Origin of the sequence: Mycolicibacterium fluoranthenivorans, assembly GCF_011758805.1 — a bacterium.
GTDB classification, from domain to species: domain Bacteria; phylum Actinomycetota; class Actinomycetes; order Mycobacteriales; family Mycobacteriaceae; genus Mycobacterium; species Mycobacterium fluoranthenivorans.
The window spans coordinates 2,144,086-2,154,829 of sequence record NZ_JAANOW010000001.1 but is presented as its reverse complement, the minus strand read 5'-3'; the positions used below and the strand labels follow the sequence as shown (position 1 = coordinate 2,154,829).

Sequence of the window (10,744 nt, the reverse complement as noted above, 5' to 3'; positions counted from 1 at the left end):
TGTCAATCGGGTGCGATGACGCCCCGTCCGATCAGATGCTCGATCAGCGGCTGCACGCCGATGGTGAAGTGCTCGGCCATCGCCACCCGGACCCGTTCACCGTCCCGGAGTCGCAGCGCGGCGATCACGTTGCGGTGGTCCTTGATCGACTGGGCCGGCCAGCCCTCCAGCGTCGGGAACACCGACTCCGGTGCGTAGCGGGTAACCCCGGACATCACCTGGGTGAGCTTCGGCGAATCGGCGACGACGTTGATCAGCCGGTGGAACTCATGGTTGAGCCGCACCGTCCGGTCCAGATCGTTGTGTTCGTAGGCCTTTTCCAGCTCGTCCTGGATACCAGTGAGCTCGGCCAGCTGTTCATCGGTGATGTTCGCGGCCGCCCGCGCACCGAGCTCCCCACCGACGTAGGCCTGCACGTCGGCCACATCGGCGATATCGCGAGCGGTGACCTCCAGCACCATGAACCCGCGCCGCGGGTGCTGCACCAGCAGTCCCTCGGCGCGCAGGTTCAGCAGCGCCTCGCGCACCGGCGTGACGCTGATCCCGAGGTCGTCGGCCAATTGATCCAGGCGCAGGTACATCCCGGCTGGATAGGTGCCGTGGAAGATACGGCGCCGCACCACCCGGGCCACATCGTCGGACAGCTGCGGGCGGACCGCGAAGTCCGGTTCGCCCCGTCGCTTCGCTCGCCCGCCGGATTCAGATGCGGTACTCATCGAGCAGATTCTTGCTGATGATGGTCTTTTGGATCTCGCTGGTGCCCTCGCCGATCAGCAGGAACGGAGAATCCCGCATGAGCCGCTCGATCTCGTACTCCTTGGAGTAGCCGTAACCCCCGTGGATCCGGAAGCTCTGCTGAGTCACCTCCGAACAGAATTCGCTGGCAAGGTATTTCGCCATCCCGGCCGCCACGTCGTTGCGTTCACCGGAATCCTTGAGTCGCGCGGCATTGACCATCATCAGATGCGCGGCCTCGACCTTGGTGGCCATCTCGGCCAGCTGGAAGGCAATCGCCTGATGCTCGGCGATCGGCTTGCCGAAGGTGGCTCGCTGCTGGGCGTAACGCGCCGCCAGTTCGAAGGCCCGGATGCCCACACCGCAGGCCCGCGCCGACACGTTCACCCGACCCACCTCGATGCCGTCCATCATCTGGAAGAAACCCTGCCCGGGCGCCGCACCGAGCACGTCCTCGTCGGAGGCGACATAACCGTCGAAGATGAGCTCGGTGGTGTCGATGCCCTTGTAACCCATCTTGTCGATCTTGCCGGGGATGGTCAGGCCCGGCTTCACCTCGCCGAACCCGGCCGGCTTCTCGATCAGGAAGGCCGTCAGGTTGCGGTGCGGTTTGGCCGCTCCCTCATCGGTTTTCACCAGCGCGGCCACCAGTGTCGAGCTGCCCCCGTTGGTCAGCCACATCTTCTGGCCACTGATGGTGTAACCACCACCTGGATTGCGCACGCCCTTGGTGCGGATCGCCGCGACATCGGAACCGAGCTCGGGCTCGGACATCGAGAAGGCACCGCGCACCTCGCCGGTGGCCATCCGCGGCAGATAGCGCTGCTTCTGCTCGTCGGTACCGTGCTGGCGCAGCATGTAGGCGACGATGAAGTGGGTGTTGATCACCCCGGAGACACTCATCCAGCCGCGAGCCAGCTCCTCCACGCACAGCGCGTAGGTCAGCAGGGACTCCCCCAGCCCGCCGTACTCCTCCGGAATCATCAGTCCGAACAATCCCATCTCGCGCATACCATCGACGATGGCCTGCGGGTAGGTGTCGGAGTGTTCCAGCTCCTGGGCGTTCGGGATGACCTCCTTGTCCACGAACTGCCTTACCGTGGAAACGATTTCGGCCTGCACCTCGGTCAGTCCGAGGGTCTGTGCGAGTTTGGTCATGACGTGATCCGTTCGAATACGGCGGCCAGCCCCTGCCCGCCTCCGATGCACATGGTTTCCAGTCCGTAGCGGGCACCGCGGGCGTCCAGTTCCCGCGCCAGCGTGGCGAGCATGCGGCCGCCGGTGGCGCCCACCGGGTGCCCGAGCGAGATTCCGGATCCGCGCACGTTGGTGCGCTCCAGGTCCGCCTCGGTGAACTTCCATTCCCGCAGCACCGCCAGTGCCTGTGCGGCAAAGGCCTCGTTGAGCTCGATGATGTCGATCTGCGAAAGACTCAGCCCCGCCTTGCGCAACGCCACCTCGGTGGCCGGTACCGGCCCGATACCCATCACCTTGGGTGCGACCCCGGCCACGCCCCAGGAGACCAGCCGGACAAGAGGTTTGAGGCCCAGTTCGGCGGCCCGCTCGGTGGTCGTCACGATGCACATCGACGCCGCGTCGTTCTGCCCGCTGGAATTACCCGCGGTGACGGTGGCGTCCGGGTCGGTCTTGCCGAGAACGGGACGCAACGTGCTCAGCGTCTCCACCGAGGTGTCGGCACGCGGATGCTCATCGGTGTCGATGACCTGCTCGCCGGACCTGGAGCTCACGGTGACCGGAATGATCTCCTCGGCGAGTACCCCGCTGGTCTGGGCGGCAACCGCCTTCTGGTGCGAGCGCACCGCCAGCTCGTCCTGTTCCAGACGCGAGATGCCGTACTCGCGGCGCAGATTCTCGGCGGTCTCGAGCATGCCTCCGGGCACCGGGTAGTTCTTGCCGCCGGCGGTGACCCGCCCACGGGCCAGGCCGTCGTGCACGGTGACACCGCCGCGCGATCCGCCCCACCGCATATCGGTGGAATGGAACACCACATTGCTCATCGACTCGGTGCCGCCGGCGATGACGAGTTCATGTGCGCCGCTGCCGACCTGCAGACACGCCTGGATGACGGCCTGCAGGCCCGATCCGCAGCGACGGTCGAGTTGCATGCCGGGCACCGTGATCGGCAGACCGGCGTCCAAGGCGACCACCCGGCCGATGGCCGGTGCTTCGCTGGACGGATAGCAATGGCCGAGAATGACGTCCTCTACCGCGTCGGCGGGTACCCCGGTGCGCTGCAGCAGGCCCTGCAATGCCGCCACGCCCAGGTCCACGGCCGTCAGCGACGCGAACATCCCGCCGTAGCGGCCGATCGCGGTGCGCACCGGTTCACAGATGACCACCGTGTCATTGAGCGAGTGCGCCATCTAGATATGCCGCCCGCCGGTCACTTCGAGCACACAGCCGGTCATGTAGGAGGACATGTCCGAGGCCAGGAAGGCCGCCACCGACGCCACCTCGCTGGGCTCCGCGGCGCGTGCCATCGGAATCTCCGCCAGCTTCTGATCCCAGATGCGTTGCGGCATGGCCTCGGTCATCGCCGAGCGGATCAGTCCGGGCTGGATCGCGTTGATCCGGACGCCCAGATGCGCGACCTCCTTGGCCGCAGCCTTGGTGAGGCCGACGATGCCGGCCTTGGCCGCCGAGTAGTTGGTCTGACCGATCAGGCCGACTTTGCCCGAGATCGACGAGATGTTGATGATGGCGCCGCCCTTGGCCTCACGCATGATGTTCGCGGCCAGCCGGGTACCGTTCCAACAGCCCTTCAGATGGACGTCGATGACCTGATCGAACTGCTCCTCGGTCATCTTGCGCATGGTGGCGTCCCGCGTGATTCCGGCGTTGTTCACCATGATGTCCAGGCCACCGAAGGTGTCGACCGCGGATACGACGAGCGCCTGCACCTCGGCCGCCGAGGTGACATCGGCACGCACCGCATGTGCGACAGCGGTGCCGCCGAGCCGCGCCACCGCCGCTTCGGTCGCTTCGAGATCGAGGTCACCGAGGACCACGCGGGCCCCCTCGGCGATGAATCGTTCCGCGATTGCGTATCCGATCCCCTGAGCACCACCGGTGATCACCGCGGTGCGTCCGTCTAACAGGGCCATCGCGCCCGCTCCTTCCTCTGCAGCTGTCGAACTCAACATAAAATATGATATTTCTTGCATCGAGTCCGAGTTACCCCGGGTAGCAGTCAAGGAGATCGACCCATGTCATCAGCCGTCACCAGCGAGGTCAGCGACAAGGATTTCGCGGATATCCATACCGCCACCCGGCAGTTCATCCGCACTCAGGTGGTACCCCGCGAGCTGGAGATCATGGCCGCCGACAAGGTGCCGGACGATATCCGCCAACAGGCCAGGGACCTCGGCCTGTTCGGCTACGCCATCCCCCAGGAATGGGGCGGCCTGGGGCTGAACCTGGCCCAGGATGTCGAGTTGGCGATGGAGTTCGGCTATACCAGCCTGGCGCTGCGGTCGATGTTCGGCACCAACAACGGCATCGCCGGACAGGTGTTCGTCGGCTTCGGCACCGACGAGCAGAAGACCCGCTGGCTGGAGGACATCGCTTCCGGTGCGGTGGTGGCCTCCTTCGCCCTGACCGAGCCCGGAGCCGGGTCCAACCCGGCCGGCCTGCGCACCAAGGCGGTCAAGGATGGTTCACAGTGGGTGATCAACGGCCAGAAGCGATTCATCACCAATGCTCCGACGGCTGACCTGTTCGTGGTCTTCGCCCGCACCCGTCCGGCCGATGCCGACGGCGCCGGGATCGCGGTATTCCTGGTCCCCGCCGCCACACCGGGCGTGGCGATCGGGGCCAAGGACGCCAAGATGGGCCAGGAGGGCGCCTGGACCGCCGACGTCAGCTTCGACGACGTCCGTGTCGGTGCGGACAGCCTCGTCGGCGGCAGCGAGGACATCGGCTATCGCGCTGCCATGACGTCACTGGCCCGCGGCCGCGTTCATATCGCCGCACTGGCGGTCGGCACCGCCCAACGCGCACTCGACGAATCGGTGTCGTACGCCGCCACCGCCACTCAGGGCGGGACGCCGATCGGCAATTTCCAACTGGTACAGGCGATGATCGCCGACCAGCAGACCGGCGTGATGGCCGGCCGTGCCCTGGTCCGCGACGCCGCTCGGCTGTGGGTATCCGGCGAGGACCGACGCATCGCACCGTCGGCAGCCAAGTTGTACTGCACCGAGATGGCCGGACAGGTCGCCGACTCGGCTGTCCAGATCCACGGTGGCAGTGGCTATATGCGCGAGGTGGCAGTGGAGCGCATCTACCGCGAGGTGCGGTTGTTGCGCCTGTACGAGGGCACCAGCGAGATTCAGCGGCTCATCATCGGTGGCGCCCTCGTCAAAGCCGCCGCTCGTCGGCGCGCCTCGCTCAGCTGATGTAGCGGACGATCGACTCGACCACCGCGGCAGGCTTGTCCGACCCCTCGATCTCGATGGTGACGGTGACCGTCGCCTGCGCGGTGCCCTGGGCGGGTACGGCGACATCGGTGAGCACGCCACGCGCGCGGATCTTCGCACCCACCTTCACGGGGCTGATGAAGCGCACCTTGTTGTAGCCGTAGTTGACCGCCAGCTTGACACCCTCGACGCCGTAGAGCTGATGGGAGAAGTGCGGCAACAGCGACAGCGTCAGCAGGCCGTGGGCGATGGCCCCGCCGAACGGCCCGGCAGCAGCCCGCTCCGGATCGACGTGGATCCACTGATGGTCCTCGGTGGCGTCGGCGAACAGATTCACCCGGTCCTGGGTGATCTCCAGCCATTCGGTGGGCCCGAGTTCAGTGCCGACACCGGCCACCAACTCGGCGAGATCCTTGAAGACTTTCACTATTTCTCCTCTCGAGTAACGCTTCATACATAGCCTCTTGTGAGGACGGCCCGACCACCGGGTCCGAAGCGCGAACTCGTCGCCTTCGGCCAAATACGGCAATCCGGGCCCCGAGACGGCCAGCCGGCCGCGATCACGCAGGCAATTATTGACACAATGCGAAATTTTTGCCGTATCCTATGCTTCGTCCCCATTAATTGACGCAAAACATAATAAATAGCCATGGCCGGGTCATTGCTGTTCAGTCCGGGTTTTCGCTACAGCAAATGGTTGGCATTTACGGTCAAAAGATTCCTCTGGAATAACCCCAGGATATGGCGATACTTAATCGACCTATTTGAAATGGCATGAAAATGCACGCATCGCAGCAGCGATGCCGGCTACTCGATCGGGGTTCACGATGAGCACTTCCTTGGCCGAGGTGACTACCGCACCGGGCGCAGTCGAAACCGCGCAATGGTGGGACGTCGGCACCGACTGCACCCTCGTGATGAGTACGCCCGGAGCCGAGCCCGAACTGTGGGACGACTTCATCGACGGCGCGCTGTACAGCTACCGGGAGCACGGTGCCGAACGCGCGATCGACGAAGATGTCCTGCGTGATCCGGCCATGACGTCGCTCTTCCTCACCGCACTCGACTCCACCGGCACGGTCGTGGGTGGGGTGCGCGCCCAGGGTCCCTACGGTGCGGTCGAAGAGTCGCACGCCGTCGTGGAGTGGGACGGCCAGCCCGGGCTGACGGCCGTCCGCAAAATGATCGGCGACCGCCTACCGTTCGGCGTCGTGGAGATCAAGACGGCCTGGACCGCCAAGCACGACCGAGGACGAAATCTGACCGCCGCGCTCGCACGGATGCCGCTACACGCCACCGCGATACTGGGAGCCAAATTCGCCATGGCGACGGCCGCGGCGCATGTACTGGACCGCTGGCGGTCCTCCGGCGGTATCGTCGTGTCTCGCATACCCGCCACCCCCTATCCCGATGCCAGGTACCAGACGAAGATGATGTGGTGGGATCGCGCCGAGTTCGCCCGCTCGGCCGAACCGCAGCAGATTTCGACGATCTTGGCCGAGTCGCGAATTCTGTTGCCGCTCATGGCCGGGCTGGATGCCGACGACACCGCAGCTGGGAGCGACGCGTGACGGAAACGGGCAATGCGATCATTCTGTCCGATGACGAGGCCGGCCATGCCGAGTTGCTCTGGCAACTGCGCGCCAGGCCGGATATCGAGTTCATCGACAATCTGGCCGGACAACGCGCCGCTCTGCTCAAGCTGACGCCCGAACCGACCGAGGACATCCTCGCCGAGTCCCCGCACTGGATCTACTTCCCGTGGCGACGATCAGTGTTGGCGATGCTCGGCCCGCGGGCGTTCCGCCGGCTCCGGCTGGACCGTAACCGCAATCTCATCACCCTCGACGAGCAGAACCGGCTCGGGGAGCTGCGCATCGGCATCGTCGGACTCAGTGTCGGTCACGTGATCGCGCACACTCTTGCCGCTCAGGGCATCTGCGGCGAATTGCGGCTCACCGATTTCGACGATCTGGAGCTCAGCAATCTCAATCGGGTGCCCGCCACGGTGTTCGACGAAGGCCACAACAAGGCGATCGTCGCCGCGCGCCGGATCGCCGAACTGGACCCGTACCTGCCCGTGCGCGCCGAAACCTCCGGGCTCACCCCCGAGACGATCGACGCCTTCCTCGACGGCCTCGACATCGTCGTCGAGGTCTGTGACTCCCTGGACACCAAGGTGCTGCTGCGCGAGGCTGCGCGGGCCCGCCGCATCCCGGTGCTGATGGCCACCAGCGATCGCGGTCTCGTCGATGTCGAGCGTTTCGATCTGGATCCGGCCCGACCGATTCTGCACGGGCTGCTCGGTGACGTGCAGACCGCTGGCCTGGCGGGTCTCACCAGCGCCGACAAGGTGCCCCATGTGCTCGGCATCCTCGATGCCGGCCAATTGTCCGCGCGGATGGCGGCGTCGTTGTGCGAGGTGGGCGAGACCCTGTCGACCTGGCCGCAACTGGCCGGTGAGGTGACGCTCGGCGCGTCACTCGTCACCGAAGCGGTGCGACGGATCGGCTTGGGTGAAACCCTGCCGTCGGGCCGGGTGCGCATCGATATCGGGGCGGAGATGACGCACTCCACCGACCCCTATACCGCCCAGCGGGATCACGTCGACGAGGTGGTCCCCGACCTCGACCAGGGCGAGTTCGCGTCCGTTCCGACCGTCATGGCGGCGGCCGCCACCCGCGCCCCGTCCGGCGGCAATGCGCAACCCTGGCAGATCGAGACGGGGCGGGACACGCTGACGGTGCGCATCGATCCGGCCCGGACCACCATGATGGACGTCGAATTCCGCGGCAGCGCGGTCGCCCTCGGCGCCGCGGTGTTCAACGCCAGGGTGGCCGCCGCGTCGCGCGGCCACGGCACCGAGGTGACCGTTACCGGCGGCGGCAAGAGCTCACCGCTGGAAGCAGTCGTGTCTCTGTCCGGCGCGGCCGACCCCGAGCTGGCGGCGCTGTACGCACCGATGCTCGACCGCGCCACCAACAGACATCGGGGCTCCGGCACCGAGATCTCGCCGCACGTTGCAGAACTGTTGCGGGCCAAGGCTTCCCACTTCGGCGTCCGGCTGCACCTGCTCACCGCCAGAAGTGAAATCGAAGCGGGCGCAGCGGTTCTGGCCGCCGCGGACCGCCTCCGGTATCTCACCCCGACATTGCACGCGGAGATGTTCTCCGAGCTCTGGTGGCCGGGGGATCCCGCTCCGGAGTATGGGATCGACGTGCGCGGCCTGGAGTTACCGGCGTCGGATCTAGCGGTTCTAGACGTGCTGCGCCGCGCGGACGTAATGGCACAGCTGGCCCGCTGGGACGCCGGTGGTGTGCTCGGCACTGACACCCGCGACCGCGTCGTCGCCGGTTCGGCCCTGGCGGTGGTGTCGTTCGCCGGAGGCACGCTGGCCGATTACGCCCGGGCCGGCGAGGCCGTCGAGGCGGTCTGGATCGCCGCCCAACAGCACGGACTGGCGGTGCAACCCGTCTCCCCCGCCTTCCTCTACGCCCACGATGACAACGAACTGGCATCCTTGACCCCCACCTTCACCGGTGAACTGCGTTCCCTGCAATACACTTTCCGCAAGCTGATCGGCGCCGAACCGCAGGAGGCACAGGCATTGGTGTTGCGATTCACCGAGGCCCCGCCTCCGTCGGTGCGGAGCCGCCGTCAGAGTCCACCCCGCCAGACCGTGTCGCCGTGACGGCGACGCCCGGACAAGAGGTAGAGGTGTCGCCCCCCAGTCTGGAGCTACTCGTCACAGCGGTCGCCACCCGACTGATCGCCGTCGACGCCGCTACCGCCGCCTCGGTCAGCAGGCAGGTCCTGGCCGAACTGGTCAAGTACTTCGACGTCGACTTCAGCTTCCTGCGGCACAACGACCACACGATTCATGCGACCCGCTTGATCGCCGAATGGCCGCCGAGGCCGGAGAGCGAGGGGCCCGATCCCCTCGCGCTCGTCTACTTCGCCGATGCCGACCCGGTGTTCAAGCTCGCCGAAACCCTCAAAGCGCCCAAGGTATTCGATCCCAACAGCACGCTCGACTACCAGCGGACCATCGAGTCGGGGCGGCATATCCCCACCACGTCGATGGCGTGCGTGCCGTTGCTGTCCGGCGAGGTGACCACCGGCGTCCTCGGCTTCGTCAAGATCGGTGTGCGGCAGTGGAGTGACGAGGAACTCAATGCCCTGATGGCCATCGCCTCGCTGTTCGCGCAGGTGCAGGCCAGGGTCGCCGCCGAGGACCGGCTGCGCTTTCTCGCCGAACACGACGACCTGACCGGGTTGCACAACCGGCGGGCCCTGACCGCGCACCTGGACCAGCGGCTACGAGCCCGACGACCGGGTCCGGTGACAGCGCTGTTCCTGGATCTCGACCGGCTCAAGGCGATCAACGACTACCTCGGCCACATCGCCGGTGACCGGTTCATCCGGGTGCTCGCCGAGCGGCTGGCCGCGGCAGTCGGACCCGCCATGATCGCGCGGCTCGGCGGCGACGAGTTCGTGGTGATCCCGGCGGCGGCGATGTCCACGGTCGAGGCAGAAGAGCTGGCCTACCGGCTGCAAGCCGTGTTGGGCGAACGGGTACCGATCGACGGTGAAATGCTCACGCGCACCGTGAGCATCGGCGTCGCGCTCGGCTTCCCGGGTCGCGACACCACCTCGGATCTGCTCCGACGCGCCGATCAGGCGGTCCTGACCGCGAAAAACTCCGGCGGCAATCAGGTGGCGGTGTTCTCCGACGCGATGGAACTGGAAAACGAGTTCCGCAACGATATCGAACTGCACCTGCAGAACGTGGTCGAGACCGGCGCACTGTTCCTGCGCTACCTACCTGAGATCGATATGCGGACCGGGAGGATTCTCGGCGCTGAGGCGCTCGTGCGCTGGCAGCATCCGACGCGTGGTTTGCTCGCCCCCGACTCGTTCATCGGGGTCGCCGAATCCATCAATCTCGCCGGCGAACTCGGCCGCTGGGTGATGCGTACCGCGTGCGCCGACTTCGCCCGATGGCAGGCCAACGGCGTCGGCCAGGACACCGTGTTGCGGATCAACGTCTCACCGGTGCAGTTGGTCGCCGACGGGTTCATCGAATCGGTCGCCGGCATCCTGCACGAGTTCGGACTCGAACGCAGCTCGGTGTGCCTGGAGATCACCGAGAGCGTCGTCGTCCAGGACATCGATACCGCACGGATCACCCTGGCCGGACTGCGCGATGTCGGGGTGCAGGTGGCCATCGACGATTTCGGGACCGGTTACAGCGTGCTGTCGCTGCTGAAGTCGCTGCCGGTGGACGCGCTGAAGATCGACAAGAGCTTCGTCCAGGACCTCGGCGCCAGCCCGGGTGACCTCGCCATCGTGCGCGCCATCATCGCGCTCGCGGAGGCGTTCGGGCTCGAACTGATCGCCGAGGGGGTGGAGACGGATTCGGCCGCGGTGACGCTGCTGCGCCACGGTTGCCACCGCGCGCAGGGATTCCTGCTCTCGCGCCCGATCTCCAGCGACGCCATGGAGGCGCTGCTGCGCCAGCGCCGGGTCTCGGTCGATTTCTCGACGGGCCTGCGGCCCTAGACGCTAGC

At 66.3% G+C, this 10,744-nt stretch carries 9 protein-coding genes; 4 read left to right on the top strand and 5 right to left on the bottom strand.

Annotated features, from left to right (window positions below):
* Positions 1–2: 2 nt before the first annotated feature.
* The 4 genes from FHU31_RS10405 to fabG are packed head-to-tail and all read right to left on the bottom strand — an operon-like array spanning position 3 to position 3,860.
* Positions 3–716, bottom strand: a complete 714-nt coding sequence (locus FHU31_RS10405) for a GntR family transcriptional regulator (protein WP_167158004.1) — start codon at positions 714–716, stop codon at positions 3–5.
* A complete protein-coding gene (locus tag FHU31_RS10400) occupies positions 700–1,893 on the bottom strand; it encodes an acyl-CoA dehydrogenase family protein (protein ID WP_167158002.1) in 1,194 nt (397 codons plus the stop codon). Before FHU31_RS10400 ends, FHU31_RS10405 begins: the two co-directional genes overlap by 17 nt.
* On the bottom strand, positions 1,890–3,119 hold the full coding sequence (locus FHU31_RS10395; RefSeq protein WP_167158000.1) for an acetyl-CoA C-acetyltransferase: 1,230 nt from the start codon (positions 3,117–3,119) through the stop codon (positions 1,890–1,892). The genes FHU31_RS10400 and FHU31_RS10395 overlap by 4 nt, the downstream gene beginning before the upstream one ends.
* Entirely contained in the window at positions 3,120–3,860 is a 741-nt protein-coding gene (gene fabG, locus FHU31_RS10390) for a 3-oxoacyl-ACP reductase FabG (RefSeq protein WP_167157998.1), read from the bottom strand.
* 102 nt (positions 3,861–3,962) lie between these two features.
* On the opposite strand from fabG, the gene FHU31_RS10385 reads away from it, so the two are divergent.
* A complete protein-coding gene (locus FHU31_RS10385; protein WP_167157996.1) occupies positions 3,963–5,153 on the top strand; it encodes an acyl-CoA dehydrogenase family protein in 1,191 nt (396 codons plus the stop codon).
* Here FHU31_RS10385 and FHU31_RS10380 read toward each other — a convergent pair.
* Positions 5,146–5,601, bottom strand: a complete 456-nt coding sequence (locus FHU31_RS10380) for a MaoC family dehydratase (protein ID WP_167157995.1) — start codon at positions 5,599–5,601, stop codon at positions 5,146–5,148. The two genes, FHU31_RS10385 and FHU31_RS10380, sit on opposite strands and share 8 nt — an antisense overlap.
* A gap of 400 nt (positions 5,602–6,001) precedes the next feature.
* Here FHU31_RS10380 and FHU31_RS10375 point away from each other — a divergent pair, with 400 nt between their 5' ends.
* The 3 genes from FHU31_RS10375 to FHU31_RS10365 are packed head-to-tail and all read left to right on the top strand — an operon-like array spanning position 6,002 to position 10,736.
* Entirely contained in the window at positions 6,002–6,745 is a 744-nt protein-coding gene (locus tag FHU31_RS10375) for a hypothetical protein (protein ID WP_167157993.1), read from the top strand.
* Positions 6,742–8,865 (top strand): Rv1355c family protein, encoded by a 2,124-nt coding sequence (locus FHU31_RS10370; protein ID WP_167157991.1) that lies wholly within the window; start codon positions 6,742–6,744, stop codon positions 8,863–8,865. Before FHU31_RS10375 ends, FHU31_RS10370 begins: the two co-directional genes overlap by 4 nt.
* On the top strand, positions 8,862–10,736 hold the full coding sequence (locus FHU31_RS10365; RefSeq protein WP_308206729.1) for a putative bifunctional diguanylate cyclase/phosphodiesterase: 1,875 nt from the start codon (positions 8,862–8,864) through the stop codon (positions 10,734–10,736). The genes FHU31_RS10370 and FHU31_RS10365 overlap by 4 nt, the downstream gene beginning before the upstream one ends.
* Positions 10,737–10,744 lie beyond the last annotated feature (8 nt).